At 69.7% G+C, this 14761-nt stretch carries 10 protein-coding genes; 8 read left to right on the forward strand and 2 right to left on the reverse strand.

The window, feature by feature from the left end:
• The first annotated feature begins 77 nt into the window (after positions 1–77).
• The 5 genes from ABZ906_RS00255 (at position 78) to ABZ906_RS00275 (ending at position 8508) form a co-directional block, all read left to right on the forward strand.
• Positions 78–1493 (forward strand): diaminobutyrate--2-oxoglutarate transaminase family protein, encoded by a 1416-nt coding sequence (locus tag ABZ906_RS00255; RefSeq protein ID WP_361375600.1) that lies wholly within the window; start codon positions 78–80, stop codon positions 1491–1493.
• Positions 1494–1665: 172 nt separating this feature from the next.
• The gene (locus tag ABZ906_RS00260) at positions 1666–3645 is read left to right on the forward strand and encodes an IucA/IucC family protein (RefSeq protein ID WP_361377980.1); all 1980 of its coding nucleotides are present in this window, start codon (positions 1666–1668) and stop codon (positions 3643–3645) included.
• 36 nt (positions 3646–3681) lie between these two features.
• Positions 3682–4536: a GNAT family N-acetyltransferase gene (locus ABZ906_RS00265; RefSeq protein WP_361375603.1), complete on the forward strand. Its 855-nt coding sequence runs from the start codon at positions 3682–3684 to the stop codon at positions 4534–4536.
• 74 nt (positions 4537–4610) lie between these two features.
• Positions 4611–6455, forward strand: coding sequence for an IucA/IucC family siderophore biosynthesis protein (locus ABZ906_RS00270; RefSeq protein WP_361375606.1), 1845 nt, complete (start codon positions 4611–4613; stop codon positions 6453–6455).
• 40 nt (positions 6456–6495) lie between these two features.
• A complete protein-coding gene (locus ABZ906_RS00275; RefSeq protein ID WP_361375609.1) occupies positions 6496–8508 on the forward strand; it encodes an ATP-dependent DNA helicase in 2013 nt (670 codons plus the stop codon).
• A 108-nt stretch (positions 8509–8616) separates the two neighbouring features.
• Here the strand turns inward: ABZ906_RS00275 and lexA are convergent, their stop codons facing one another.
• A complete protein-coding gene (gene lexA / locus ABZ906_RS00280) occupies positions 8617–9399 on the reverse strand; it encodes a transcriptional repressor LexA (RefSeq protein WP_190085118.1) in 783 nt (260 codons plus the stop codon).
• 496 nt (positions 9400–9895) lie between these two features.
• Here lexA and nrdR point away from each other — a divergent pair, with 496 nt between their 5' ends.
• Positions 9896–10450 carry a transcriptional regulator NrdR gene (nrdR, locus tag ABZ906_RS00285; protein ID WP_361197830.1) on the forward strand — a complete coding sequence of 185 codons (555 nt, stop codon included), beginning with the start codon at positions 9896–9898 and terminating at the stop codon, positions 10448–10450.
• A gap of 134 nt (positions 10451–10584) precedes the next feature.
• On the forward strand, positions 10585–13479 hold the full coding sequence (locus ABZ906_RS00290) for a vitamin B12-dependent ribonucleotide reductase (RefSeq protein ID WP_361197827.1): 2895 nt from the start codon (positions 10585–10587) through the stop codon (positions 13477–13479).
• Positions 13480–13620: 141 nt separating this feature from the next.
• On the opposite strand, the gene ABZ906_RS00295 is transcribed toward ABZ906_RS00290, so the two are convergent.
• The gene (locus ABZ906_RS00295; protein ID WP_361197824.1) at positions 13621–14157 is read right to left on the reverse strand and encodes a TerD family protein; all 537 of its coding nucleotides are present in this window, start codon (positions 14155–14157) and stop codon (positions 13621–13623) included.
• 216 nt (positions 14158–14373) lie between these two features.
• Here ABZ906_RS00295 and ABZ906_RS00300 point away from each other — a divergent pair, with 216 nt between their 5' ends.
• Positions 14374–14709 carry an arylamine N-acetyltransferase gene (locus ABZ906_RS00300; protein ID WP_361375612.1) on the forward strand — a complete coding sequence of 112 codons (336 nt, stop codon included), beginning with the start codon at positions 14374–14376 and terminating at the stop codon, positions 14707–14709.
• Positions 14710–14761 lie beyond the last annotated feature (52 nt).

Consider the following 14761-nt stretch of genomic DNA (forward strand, 5'->3'; position numbering starts at 1 on the left):
CATCTCCCCTGCCAACTCGTCGGCGCACCGGCCCGGATCACGCGGGACGCGCCCACCCAGCGGGAGGTCCAACAGTCGTGGCCGTGACCGAGCCGGCACCCGCGGCGGTTTCCGCGGCGCACTCCGCAGCACACGAGGGGATCCTGCGACGCCAGTCGGCGCGCGAGTCGGCGGCGCGCACCTACGCGCGCGCCCTGCCGATCGTGCCGGTCCGCGCGCGCGGTCTGACCATCGAGGGCGCCGACGGACGGCGCTACCTCGACTGCCTCTCGGGTGCGGGGACCCTGGCCCTCGGGCACAACCATCCGGTCGTGCTCGAAGCGATCAGAAAGGTTCTCGACTCGGGGGCGCCGCTGCATGTCCTCGATCTCGCGACGCCGGTGAAGGACGCGTTCACCACCGAGCTCTTCCGCACGCTGCCCCGCGGACTCGCCGACCGTGCGCGGATCCAGTTCTGCGGACCCGCCGGCACGGACGCGGTGGAAGCGGCGCTGAAGCTCGTGCGCACGGCGACCGGTCGCGACGGCATGCTCGCCTTCACCGGCGCCTATCACGGGATGACGGCAGGGGCGCTCGAAGCATCCGGGGGCGCGACGGACGTACGGGTCGCGCGGCTGCCCTATCCGCAGGACTACCGCTGCCCGTTCGGGATCGGCGGCGCGGACGGCGCCGAAGTCGCGGCCCGCTGGACCGAAAGCCTCCTGGACGACACCAAATCGGGTGTGCTCCGGCCCGCCGGAATGATCCTCGAACCCGTGCAGGGCGAGGGCGGAGTGATCCCCGCCCCCGACGACTGGCTGCGCCGGATGCGGGCGATCACCGCCGCGCGCTCGATCCCGCTCATCGCGGACGAGGTCCAGACCGGCGTCGGGCGCACCGGCGCGTTCTGGGCCGTCGAGCACAGCGGCGTCGTCCCGGACGTGATGGTGCTCTCCAAGGCCATCGGCGGCAGCCTGCCCCTGGCCGTCGTGGTCTACCGCGACGACCTCGACGTCTGGCCCCCCGGCGCGCACGCGGGCACCTTCCGGGGCAACCAGCTCGCCATGGCGGCTGGCGCGGCCACCCTCGCGTACGTCCGTGAGAACGGCCTCGCGGAACGCGCCGGAGTCCTGGGCGCCCGCATGCTCACCCACTTGCGGTCCCTGGCCGCCGAGCACCCCTGTATCGGCGACGTCCGCGGCAGAGGCCTGATGATCGGCGTCGAACTGGTGAACCCGGCTGCCGCGGACGGGCCCGAGCCCGGCGCCCGGCCGGCGACCACCGGCCTGCTGTCCCCGGGCCGTTCCCCACGACCGCTTCCCCCGGCCCCCGAACTCGCCGCCGAGGTGCAACGGGAATGCCTGCGCCGCGGACTCATCGTCGAGCTGGGAGGGCGGCACTCCAGTGTCGTACGCCTCCTTCCTCCTCTCACGATCACGGACGAGCAGGCGGCAGCGATCCTGGACCGCCTCGCCGACGCGATCTCCGCCGCGGCACGCCCGCACCACGGATAGCCACGCCGCAACCGGGCCGTCCCGCCGACGGCCGAGAGACATCAGCAGAGCTCCAGCCCGTCCCCCCGGAGCCCGAACGACCGCACAAGGAAGCCTCTTGAACGCCACTCCCGCATCTGACGGCCCACCCCAGCTCCGCGCCCCGAAGGTGTGCGGCCAGCAATCCGCGCTGGTGGCGGAGCCCGGTACGGTTCCCCGGCAGAAGGGAGGCCGGCACACCGAGCGGCTGCCAGGCGGAACCGCCGATTTCCTGGAGCACCCCGATCCGCACACCGCCGCACAAGTCGCGGCCATCGAGAACCTCCTGCGCTGCTGGGTACGCGAGAACAACTTCCCCGCCCCCGAGCACGGCGCCCTGCGCATCCCGCTCGACGCCAGCGGCACCGCCCTCCTCGTCCCCGTCCACTACTGGTCGGCCACCGGCTGGCACCGATTCGGCCTCCCGTACCTGGAAGACGGCCCCCAGAGCGCGCCCCCGGCGGACGCCGTCACCGTCGCCGCGCTCCTGGGACGCGAGACGGGCACGCGGACAGAAGCCGCCGATCCGGAGGGGCACGCGGGGGAGCGGGCAGAGGAGCCCGGCGGCCAGGGCGAGCACGGGGTGCCACAGGAAGAGGCCGGTCTCACCGGCGTCGACGTCGGCGGCGCCACCTACTCCGCCTCCGGCACCGGCTGCGGCATCGACGGCGAGCGAGTCGAGGGAGGGGACCTCGTCGGCCGCGTCGCCGACTCGGTGCGGCGCACGGCCACCTTCATCGCCGACCGCCGCAGCAACCCCGTCGACGAGCCCGACCTCTTTCTCGCCGCCGAACAGTCCCTGGTCCTCGGCCACCCCCTGCACCCCACGCCCAAGAGCCGCGAAGGGCTCTCCGACACCGAGTCCCGGCTCTACTCACCGGAGTTGCGCGGCGCCTTCGCGCTGCACTGGCTCGCCGTCGACGCCTCCGTGCTCGCCGCGGACTCGGCCTGGACCGAGCGTGGCCGCACCCTCCCGGCCGAGCAGCTCACCGCCCGCCTCGCGGGCCCCGACCTGTCGCTGCCGGAAGGCCGCGCCGCCCTGCCCCTGCACCCGTGGCAGATCCGTGAGCTCAGGCACCGCCCCGCGACCGCCGCGCTCCTGGAAGCCGGGCTCCTCCAGGACCTCGGCCCGCACGGCGCACCGTGGTACCCGACCTCCTCCGTGCGCACCCTCTACCGCTCGGGCGCCGCAGCCATGCTGAAGCTCTCGCTCGGCCTGCGCATCACCAACTCCCGCCGGGAGAATCTCCGCAAGGAACTCCACCGCGGCGTCGAGGTCCACCGGCTGCTCCGCAGCGGCCTCGCCGAGCAGTGGCTGGCAGCCCACCCGGGGTTCGACGTGATCCGCGACCCGGCCTGGCTCGCCGTGACCGGCCCCGACGGAGCGCCCGTCGCCGGACTCGACGTCATGATCCGCCACAACCCCTTCGGCCCCGGCGACGACGTCACCTGCATCGCAGGGCTCGTCTCGCCCAGGCCGTCACCGCACTCCACCGGGCATGACCACGCCCCGATGCTCTCCCGGCTCGGCGAGATCGTCACCTGCCTAGCAGGTCGGACGGGCCGCTCAGTGGGTGCCGCAGCCACGGAGTGGTTCCTGCGCTACCTGGAGAACGTCGTACGCCCCGTGCTCTGGCTGGACAGCGAGGCAGGCGTCGCCCTGGAGGCCCACCAGCAGAACACCCTCCTGCTGCTCGACCCCGACGGCTGGCCCGTGGGCGGCCGGTACCGCGACAACCAGGGCTACTACTACCGCGAGTCCCGGCGGGCCGAACTGGAACGACGGCTCCCCGGCATCGGCGAGCACAGCGACTCGTTCGTGTCCGACGAGGTGGCGGACGAGCGCTTCGCCTACTACCTCGGCATCAACAACGTCCTCGGCCTCATCGGAGCGCTCGGAGCCCAACGCCTGGCCGACGAGCGGCTGCTGCTCGCGGCGTTCCGGCGCTTCCTCGGCGATGTCGCCTCGGGTCCCGCCGCTCTGCGTACGTCCCTTCCCGCCCTGCTTCTCGACTCACCCGTGCTGCGGTGCAAGGCCAACCTGCTGACCCGGCTCCGAGGACTCGACGAACTGGTGGGCCCGGTGGACACCCAGTCCGTCTACGTCTCCATCGCCAACCCCCTGCATTCCTGAGGAACATGACCCGCCTTTCCTGAGAGGAGCGACGCCGTGCCTCCGCCTGACGCGAGTACCGACGCCGGAACCGAGACCGCCCCCGAGTCCGCCACCGAGTCCTCCGCCGCCGACAGGGCGGACGCCCAGGACACCCTCGACCTGCGACTCCCGGACGAACTCATCGCCCTGTTCGGCACGGGCGAACCGGGCGAACCGGGTGACGCGGGTCATCCGGGTCACGCGGACGAAGCGCGGGAGACGCACACCGGGGAAGGCGAAGGCGCCGACGTACGCACGGCAGAGCGTGCTCCCGCACCGGCGGTCAGATCGTCGGCCGACGATCTGCTCGACAACGTCGCCGACTGGGGCCCCGCGACCACCCCTGCCGGTGTCTTCCAACTCGTCCCTGTATGCGTCGAACGCGATCTGTCCCTCATCAGCCGGTGGATGAACGACCCCGCCGTGGCGGCATTCTGGGAGCTGGCCGGCCCCGACGCCGTCACGGAGGCACATCTGCGCGGACAGCTCGACGGCGACGGCCGCAGCGTCCCCTGCCTCGGCGTCCTGGACGGCACGCCGATGAGCTATTGGGAGATCTACCGTGCCGATCTGGACGGCCTGGCCCGGCACTATCCGGCCCGCCCGCACGACACCGGCCTGCATCTCCTCATCGGTGGTGTCGCCGACCGCGGCCGGGGACTCGGCACCTCTCTGCTGAGAGCTGTCGCGGACCTCGTGCTCGACCACCGGGCCGCAAGCGCACGCGTCGTCGCGGAACCCGACCTGCGCAACACCCCCTCCGTCTCCGCATTCCTGAGCGCCGGATTCCGCTTCTCTGCGGAGGTGGATCTGCCCGACAAGCGCGCGGCGCTCATGGTCCGGGACCGGGCTCTTCGCGCAGTGCTCTGACCCGTCACTCTTGGTACACCGCTCGACGTGGTGCACCGCTCGACCTGATCCGGTTCCCTCCCTGAGGAGTCCCCGTGCCGAATCCGACGATTCACTCGACATCCCGAGAACCGTCCGTTCTCTACGACCCACCCGAGCTGACCACGGATCGGTGGGCGAAGGCAGGGCGTCGCCTCCTCGCCAAAATGGTCGCGGAGTTCGCCTACGAGGAGATCATCGAGCCCATCCCGGCCGGTCCGGGCGACGAAGGCGAGTCGCAGAGCTACAGCTTCGGCCTGGACGCCGAGGACGGGGGACGGCTCCTCTTCCGCGCGCGCCGCGGCTCGTACGGCAGCTGGTACGTCGACCCGGCAACCCTGACGCTGGCCGAGGGCGAGGGCCCGCCGCTCCCCTTCAGCGACCCCCTCCGTTTCCTGGCCAGGGCCCGCCGCACCCTGGGAATCGACGGCGCCACGCTCGGCCACCTCATCCGCGAGCTGACCGTCACGCTTGCCGCCGACGCCCGGCTCGACCAGACCGCCCTCACCGCGGCGCAGCTCGCCGATCTCGACTACGCGGAACTCGAAGGGCAGCAGACCGGCCACCCCTGGCTCGTGCTCAACAAGGGCCGCATCGGGTTCTCCGCGAGCGACACCGCCCGGTGGGCGCCCGAGGCCCGCCGCACCACGCGGCTTCCCTGGATCGCGGTGCACAACGAACTCGCCGTCTATCGGGGCGTCGCCGGCCTGGAGGCCGCGGAGGAGCTGTACACACGCGAACTCCCCTCCGCCACACGGGAGGCCTTCGCGGACATACTCAGGGCACGCGGACTCGACCCGCACGCCTACCTCTACTTGCCGGTGCATCCGTGGCAGTGGGACGACATCGTCCTGCCCCTCTTCGCCCCTTCCGTGGCCGCGGGAATGATCGTCCCCCTCGCCGCCGACAGCGATCTGCGGCTGCCCCAGCAGTCCATTCGTACGTTCCTCAACCTGACCCGGCCCGACCGCCACACGGTCAAGCTGCCGCTGTCGGTCCTCAACACCCTGGTGTGGCGCGGGCTCCCCACCGAGCGCACCCTGGCCGCCCCCGCCGTCACCGCCTGGATGCACGCCGTGCGCGACGCGGACCCCTTCCTGCGGGACGAATGCCGGGTGATCCTGCTCGGCGAGGTCGCGTCGGTGACCGTCGAGCACCCGCTGTACGACGGGCTTCCCGAGGTCCCTTACCAGTACAAGGAACTGCTCGGCGCGATCTGGCGCGAGCCGATCACCCGGTATCTCGCTCCCGGTGAGCGCGCCCGCACCCTCGCCTCCTTACTGCAGACCGACCCGCAAGGAAGGGCCTTCGTCGCCGAGCTCGTCGAGCGCTCGCGCCTTGCCCCCGATGTGTGGCTGCGGCGTCTCTTCGCCGCCCTGCTCCCTCCGCTCCTGCAGTTCCTGTACCGGTACGGCACCGTGTTCTCGCCCCACGGGGAGAACGCCATCGTCGTCTTCGACGAACGGGACGTGCCCGTCCGGCTCGCGGTCAAGGACTTCGTCGACGACGTCAACGTCAGTGCCGAGGCGCTTCCGGAGCACGCGTCGATGCCGGACGACGTACGGGACGTACTGCTCACCGAACGGCCCGATTTCCTCACGCAGTTCATCCACTCGGGGCTCTTCGTGGGGGTTTTCCGCTACCTCGCCCCGCTGTGCCACGAGCAGCTGGGCGTCCCGGAGACCGAATTCTGGGGTCTCGTCCGCGCCGAGATCCTCCGCCATCAGGCCCGCGCCCCGAAGCTCAGGGAGCGATACGACATGTTCGACCTGCTCACCCCCCGCATCGAGCGGCTCTGCCTCAACCGGAACAGGCTCCACCTCGACGGATACCGGGACCGTCCCGAGCGCCCGCACGCCGCCGTGCACGGGACCGTGCCCAACCCCCTCCACCGGCCTTGATCGAGGGATTGTCAGTGGAGACCCGTAGGGTGGTCGCGCTATGACAAAGCCCTCCCTTCCCGAGCTCCTGCACGCCGCCGTCACCGCCGTCGGCGGCACGGAGCGCCCTGGCCAGGTGACGATGGCCGAGACCGTCGCCGAGGCGATCGACGACGGCTCCCACCTCCTGATCCAGGCCGGTACCGGCACGGGCAAGTCCCTCGGCTATCTGGTGCCCGCCCTCGCGCACGGCGAGCGCGTGGTGGTCGCGACCGCCACGCTCGCGCTGCAGCGCCAGCTCGTGGAGCGCGACCTGCCGCGGACGGTCGACGCCCTGCATCCCCTGCTGCGCCGCCGCCCCCAGTTCGCCATGCTCAAGGGCCGCTCGAACTACCTGTGCCTGCACCGCCTGCACGAAGGCGTGCCGCAGGAAGAGGAGGAGGGGCCCGGGCTCTTCGACCAGTTCGAGGCCGCCGCCCCGACCAGCAGGCTCGGCCAGGACCTGCTGCGGATGCGCGACTGGGCGGACGAGACGGAGACCGGCGACCGGGACGACCTCACCCCCGGAGTCTCCGACCGCGCCTGGTCCCAGGTGTCCGTCTCCTCCAGGGAGTGCCTGGGAGCGTCGAAGTGTGCCTACGGAGCGGAGTGCTTCGCCGAGGCGGCGCGCGAGCGGGCCAAGCTCTCCGAGGTCGTGGTCACCAACCACGCCCTCCTCGCGATCGACGCCATCGAGGGCGCTCCCGTCCTTCCCCAGCACGAGGTGCTGATCGTGGACGAGGCCCATGAGCTGGTCTCCAGGGTCACCGGTGTCGCCACCGGCGAGCTCACCCCCGGCCAGGTCAGCCGCGCGGTGCGCCGAGCCGCCAAGCTCGTCAACGAAAAGGCGGCCGATCAGCTCCAGACCGCGTCCGAAGGCTTCGAGCGGGTGATGGAGCTGGCCCTCCCCGGCCGCCTCGAAGAGATTCCGGAAGACCTCGGGTACGCACTGATGGCCCTGCGCGACGCCGCGCGGACGGTCATCTCGGCGCTCGGCTCCACCCGCGACAAGTCGGTCCAGGACGAGGACGCCGTACGCAAGCAGGCCCTCGCCTCCGTCGAGTCGATCCACGACGTGGCGGAGCGCATTTCGAACGGCTCCGAGTGGGACGTCGTCTGGTACGAGCGTCACGACCGCTTCGGAGCCTCCCTGCGGGTGGCGCCCATGTCCGTGTCGGGCCTGCTCCGCGAGAAGCTCTTCAGCGACCGCTCCGTGGTCCTGACGTCGGCCACCCTCAAGCTCGGCGGCGACTTCAACGGCGTGGGAGCGTCTCTGGGCCTCTCTCCCGAGGGCACCGAGTCCGAGGACGCCCCCGCCTGGAAGGGCCTGGACGTCGGCTCGCCCTTCGACTACCGCAAGCAGGGGATCCTGTACGTGGCCCAGCACCTGGCCCGGCCGGGCCGTGAGGGCACGCGCACCGACATGATCGAGGAGCTGGCCGAACTGATCGAGGCGGCAGGCGGCCGTACGCTCGGTCTGTTCTCGTCCATGCGCGCCGCCCAGAACGCCGCGGAGGAGCTGCGCGGCCGCCTGGACATGCCCATCCTGTTGCAGGGCGAGGAGACGCTGGGCGAGCTGATCAAGAACTTCGCGGCGGACCCGCAGACCTGCCTGTTCGGGACGCTCTCCCTGTGGCAGGGCGTCGATGTGCCGGGCGACAGCTGTCAGTTGGTGGTCATGGACAAGATCCCCTTCCCGCGTCCCGACGACCCGCTGATGAGCGCACGCCAGAAGGCGGTGGACGACAACGGCGGCAATGGCTTCATGGCCATCGCCGCGACGCATGCGGCGCTTCTGATGGCGCAGGGAGCGGGGCGTCTCGTGCGGGCCTCCGCGGACCGGGGCGTCGTCGCCGTCCTGGACCCCCGGCTCGCCACGGCGCGCTACGGCAGCTATCTGAAGGCCTCGTTGCCGGACTTCTGGTACACGACGGACCGTAATCAGGCGCGCCGCTCCTTGGCCGCGATCGACGCGGCGGCCAAGGCCACGGTCACGATCAAGGACGCCGACAAGGGCGAGGCAGACGAGGAGTAGCGGAGGAGCGGCGGCGCGGCGCGGAAGCAGCCCGCGACCGGCCCTCCGGACGCAGCAGGGCCCCGGAACCGGCGCAGTTGGTTCCGGGGCCCGGTCGGGGGCGGTGGCTCACACCCGCCGCAGCACCGCCACCACCTTGCCGAGGATCGTCGCCTCGTCACCGGGGATGGGCTGATACGCGGAGTTGTGAGGCAGCAGCCATACGTGACCGTCTTCGCGCTTGAACCGCTTGACCGTCGCTTCGCCGTCGAGCATGGCGGCGACGATGTCGCCGTTCTCCGCGACGGGCTGGCGGCGGACCGTCACCCAGTCCCCGTCACAGATCGCGGCTTCGATCATGGAGTCGCCGACGACCTTGAGGACGAAGAGCTCACCGTCACCGACGAGCTGCCGGGGGAGCGGGAAGACGTCTTCGACCGACTCCTCGGCGAGGATCGGACCACCGGCTGCGATACGGCCGACCAGCGGGACATACGAAGCGGCGGGCTTGCCCGCCGTGTCGGTGGGCTGGCTGCTCGGCTGGTCCGAGCCGCGCACCTCGTACGCCCGGGGGCGGTGCGGGTCACGGCGCAGGAAACCCTTGCGCTCCAGGGCCATCAGCTGGTGGGCGACCGACGACGTGCTGGAGAGGCCCACCGCCTGGCCGATCTCGCGCATCGACGGCGGGTAGCCGCGCCGCTGCACCGAGTCCCTGATGACCTCGATGACACGACGCTGCCGGTCGGTGAGGCCCGAGCTGTCGGCGCGGATACCTGGAGGTCGGCCCGGTAGGGAGCGAGTGGGCTTGGCGCCCTCCTGGTTCGTGTCTGCGTCACTCATGGCATGCACCGGCTCGAGTCGGCTCTGGCGGTCCTGAGCAGTGATGGTGGCACTGTCTGCGGTGGTGGTCACGTCGGTCGGCCCCTCTCGAGAATGTTCTCCCTAGTTAGCCAACGGTAGTTGCTTTCGAAAGGTTGCGCCAAACACACGTTCGAGTGAAAAATCGCAGAAGGTCTGCCGTGATCATGCGTCTGGGTGTATGGCTAACGTTCGAGCCGAATGGCATTTCGGTTGATTACGGTACGCTTCACCGCCGGGATCGCGGCCCCCTCGGTGGGGCTCTCATACTGCCACTCGTTGCTCGGTCGATCCCGTACCGCCCCCCTTCCTGTGGGTCGCGCGCAGTGGACTCGTAACCTTCACGACGTGGCCCGGGCGCGCGACACGCGCTGGGGTCGGATGTACGGCCAAACCCCAGATCTAGTGGTTGGATTGCAACCACGGCCCAGAAGTTGTGGTCCCCGGTCTTTTCAGGCCCGGGGCATCGCCTATGCTTGGGGCTGCTTCGAGGGCCTCACGGGCCCGGTGAGGCCTACGAGTCGTGTCTTGAAGGAGGGTTGGGAGTTCCATGCACTGCCCCTTCTGCAGGCACCCCGACAGTCGCGTGGTCGACAGCAGGACCACCGATGACGGCACGTCGATCCGCAGGCGGCGTCAGTGCCCCGACTGCTCCCGTCGTTTCACGACGGTGGAGACGTGTTCACTGATGGTGGTCAAGCGCAGCGGCGTGACCGAGCCCTTCAGTCGTACGAAGGTGATCAACGGCGTACGCAAGGCGTGCCAGGGGCGGCCGGTGACCGAGGACGCGCTCGCGCAGCTCGGCCAGCGGGTCGAGGAAGCGGTGCGGGCCACCGGAAGCGCCGAGCTGACCACGCATGACGTGGGTCTGGCCATACTGGGTCCGCTGCAGGAGCTGGACCTCGTGGCCTACCTGCGCTTCGCGTCCGTGTACCGGGCGTTCGACTCGCTCGACGACTTCGAGGCTGCCGTCGGCGAGCTGCGGGACAAGCGGGAAAAGCGGCTCGACGAAGAGCCGCAGGGCGCCGGCGGGGAGCCCGGCGCGAACGAATGCGGGCCCGGAGGGACTGCCGAAGTCCCGGTGCCCGCCACTGCCGCCGACTGACCGGCCGAACGGCCGACGGCGACACACACAGACCTGTTGCGGATGCCCTCGCGGCCTCTGCGGCACCAGACAACACCGTGTCACGGGAACATCGTGGCACTTCAGGGCGTTTTAGCCTGATACAGGGAGGCGGCATGACCGAGACGACGAGCGGCCCGGCACGAGGTTCCCGCGCCAAGGGATCCAAGGCCAGCAAGGGTCTGCGTATCGAGCGCATCCATACGACGCCCGGCGTGCATCCGTACGACGAGGTGGTCTGGGAGCGCCGAGACGTCGTCATGACCAACTGGCGCGACGGCTCGGTCAACTTCGAGCAGCGTGGCGTCGAGTTCCCCGACTTCTGGTCGGTGAACGCGGTCAACATCGTCACCAGCAAGTACTTTCGCGGGGCCGTTGGCACCCCGCAGCGCGAGACCGGCCTCAAGCAGCTGATCGACCGCATCGTGAAGACCTACCGCAAGGCCGGCGAGGACTACAGTTACTTCGCCTCGCCCGCCGATGCCGAGATCTTCGAGCACGAGCTGGCGTACGCCCTCCTGCACCAGATCTTCAGCTTCAACTCCCCGGTGTGGTTCAACGTCGGCACGCCCCAGCCGCAGCAGGTCTCTGCCTGCTTCATCCTGGCCGTGGACGACTCCATGGACTCGATCCTGGACTGGTACAAGGAAGAGGGGATGATCTTCAAGGGCGGCTCCGGCGCCGGCCTGAACCTCTCCCGTATCCGTTCTTCCAAGGAACTGCTCTCCTCCGGCGGCAACGCCTCGGGACCGGTCTCCTTCATGCGCGGTGCCGACGCCTCCGCAGGAACGATCAAGTCGGGCGGCGCCACGCGCCGCGCGGCCAAGATGGTCATCCTCGACGTCGACCACCCCGACATCGAGGGCTTCATCGAGACCAAGGTGAAGGAAGAGGAGAAGATCCGCGCCCTGCGCGACGCGGGCTTCGACATGGACCTGGGCGGCGACGACATCACGTCCGTCCAGTACCAGAACGCCAACAACTCGGTCCGCGTGAACGACACGTTCATGAAGGCGGTCGAGAAGGGCGGAAAGTTCGGCCTGACGTCCCGCATGACGGGTGACGTCATCGAGGAGGTCGACGCCAAGTCGCTCTTCCGCAAGATGGCCGAGGCCGCCTGGGCCTGTGCCGACCCCGGCATCCAGTACGACGACACCATCAACGCCTGGCACACCTGCCCGGAGTCCGGCCGCATCAACGGCTCGAACCCGTGCAGCGAGTACATGCACCTGGACAACACGTCCTGCAACCTCGCCTCGCTGAACCTGATGAAGTTCCTGAAGGACGACGGCCTGGGCAACCAGTCCTTCGAGGTCGAGCGCTTCGCCAAGGTCGTCGAGCTCGTCATCACCGCGATGGACATCTCCATCTGCTTCGCGGACTTCCCGACGCAGAAGATCGGCGAGAACACCCGCGCCTTCCGCCAGCTCGGCATCGGCTACGCCAACCTCGGCGCCCTGCTGATGGCGACCGGCCACGCCTACGACTCGGACGGCGGCCGCGCGCTCGCCGGTGCCATCACCTCCCTGATGACCGGCACCTCGTACAAGCGCTCCGCCGAACTCGCCGCGGTCGTCGGTCCGTACGACGGGTACGCCAAGAACGCCACGCCGCACAAGCGCGTCATGAAGCAGCACGCCGACGCCAACGGCGCGGCCGTCCGCATGGACGACCTGGACACGCCGGTCTGGGCCGCCGCCACGGAGGCCTGGCAGGACGTCGTCCGCCTCGGCGAGAAGAACGGTTTCCGTAACTCCCAGGCGTCGGTCATCGCCCCGACCGGCACCATCGGTCTCGCGATGTCCTGCGACACCACCGGCCTGGAGCCGGACCTCGCCCTGGTCAAGTTCAAGAAGCTCGTCGGCGGCGGCTCGATGCAGATCGTCAACGGCACCGTGCCGCAGGCCCTGCGTCGCCTGGGCTACCAGGAGGAGCAGATCGAGGCGATCGTCGCCCACATCGCCGAGAACGGCAATGTGATCGACGCCCCGAGCCTGAAGACCGAGCACTACGAGGTCTTCGACTGCGCGATGGGCGAGCGTTCCATCTCCGCGATGGGTCACGTCCGCATGATGGCGGCCATCCAGCCGTGGATCTCCGGCGCGCTCTCCAAGACGGTCAACCTCCCGGAGACCGCCACCGTCGAGGACGTCGAAGAGGTCTACTACGAGGCGTGGAAGATGGGCGTCAAGGCGCTCGCCATCTACCGCGACAACTGCAAGGTCGGCCAGCCCCTCTCCGCCAAGAAGAAGGAGCAGGAGAAGGCCGAGGTCACCGAGAAGACCGAGGCGACGATCCGTGAGGCCGTCGAGAAGGTCGTCGAGTACCGCCCCGTCCGCAAGCGCCTCCCCAAGGGCCGCCCGGGGATCACCACCTCCTTCACCGTGGGTGGCGCCGAGGGCTACATGACCGCCAACTCCTACCCGGACGACGGTCTCGGCGAGGTCTTCCTGAAGATGTCCAAGCAGGGTTCGACCCTCGCGGGCATGATGGACGCCTTCTCGATCGCCGTCTCCGTGGGCCTGCAGTACGGCGTCCCGCTGGAGACGTACGTCTCGAAGTTCACGAACATGCGCTTCGAGCCGGCCGGCATGACGGACGACCCGGACGTGCGGATGGCGCAGTCGATCGTCGACTACATCTTCCGCCGCCTGGCGCTGGACTTCCTGCCCTTCGAGACGCGCTCCGCGCTCGGCATCCACTCGGCCGAGGAGCGTCAGCGTCACCTGGACACCGGTTCGTACGAGCCGTCCCTGGACAGCTCCGACCTGGACGACGACCTGGCCCGGTCCGCCCCCGCGCAGACCGAGCCCCTGAAGGCGGTCGCCGCGCCGAGGACCGAGGCGGAGAAGCCCGCTCCGCAGCAGGCGCACACCAGCGCCGAGCTCGTCGAGATGCAGCTGGGCATCCAGGCCGACGCGCCGCTGTGCTTCTCCTGCGGCACGAAGATGCAGCGGGCCGGCTCCTGCTACATCTGCGAGGGCTGCGGCTCGACCAGCGGTTGCAGCTGATCCCCGCGCAGCGCCGGGAGCTCCCGGCGCTGGCCGGTGGTAAAGCCTGATCGCTAAGGGCGGTGATGCCGAGAAATCGGCGTCACCGCCCTTGGCGTTTCCCGCGACGCGAAGACCCCGGGCTGTCTCCGGGAGCCGTTCTCAGATCGCGGTGCCCATCGCAGCGGCAAAGGATGTCGGGTCCGCGTCGAACCCGCGGATGAGCTCGCGGAAGGACCACGCACCCGTCTCGTTCCGGGTGAACTCGGCGATCGTCGCGGCCGTGGATCCGGAGACCGCGGCGAGGTCGTTCAGCGCCAGGTCCGTGTGTCCCGTGCGGATGCGCACCGCGGTGTTCGGGATGTCGCCGAAGACCTTCTCGCTGTCGTCGTGGGTGTGGGGCTGTATGGCCACACCGACCACCACGCGCGCGTACGTGGCCGCGAGCCGGTCGAGCTCCAGGGTCATGACCTCGTCGAAGCCGAAACCCTGGCCCGTCTTGCTGTCCCTGTTGAGGGTGATGGTCCCGTCAGGGGCGCGACTGTCGAAGTGCACCAGGTACACCGGGCTGTCGTACGGAGCGTCCGCCAAGTAGGTCGCGGCGATGATGTCGAGATCGTGCGGCGGCGATCCGACAGGGCTCGGATCCCATTTGAGCCCCACCTCGACCTTTGTGATCCCCTTGCTGACACTGCTCACAGAGTCCCCTCCTCGCGTCCCGGCTGACGCCCTCGCACCAGACATGTCCACTTGTCCTCACGGCATGCCCCACGCACACGCTACGACGCATGACTGACATCTCTGAAGTTTCCGGGTGCGCAGGGCCGTTGAGGCCGGCGGAGGTTTGCGGGTGGCGTGCGTGCGCGGGCGCGTAGATCGTGGGCGCCATGACGTGGAACGGGGAAGAACCAAGACGTGCGACAGGGAGAGTGGCGGTTCGGGATCGTCCAGGAGGCGGACGGCGCGCGGGTGTTGCGGACCGAGCACGCGGACGGCTGGTTCGATCTCTACGAGTACACGCTGGAAGAACGCCTTCCCGTCGACTACGTAGTGATGAACCACTACACGTCGACCCACCCCAAGTCGTCGTTCATCCGCCGCCCGGTGATCCAGAGGGCCGCTCCGGACGCGCGCCGGACCTTGGTCGGCGAGCGCTTGACGGTGACCGTCCGGACGGCACATCGGACGAACGCGACGTATCCGCCCATGAGTTGGGCGAGATCCTCGTCCGTGAGTTCGGTATCGAACTGAACGTCGATGACGGAGCCGAGCTGATCCGGGTGCACTACGCCGGAGCATGACC

The organism is Streptomyces sp. NPDC046925 (assembly GCF_040644915.1).
Taxonomy (GTDB): domain Bacteria; phylum Actinomycetota; class Actinomycetes; order Streptomycetales; family Streptomycetaceae; genus Streptomyces.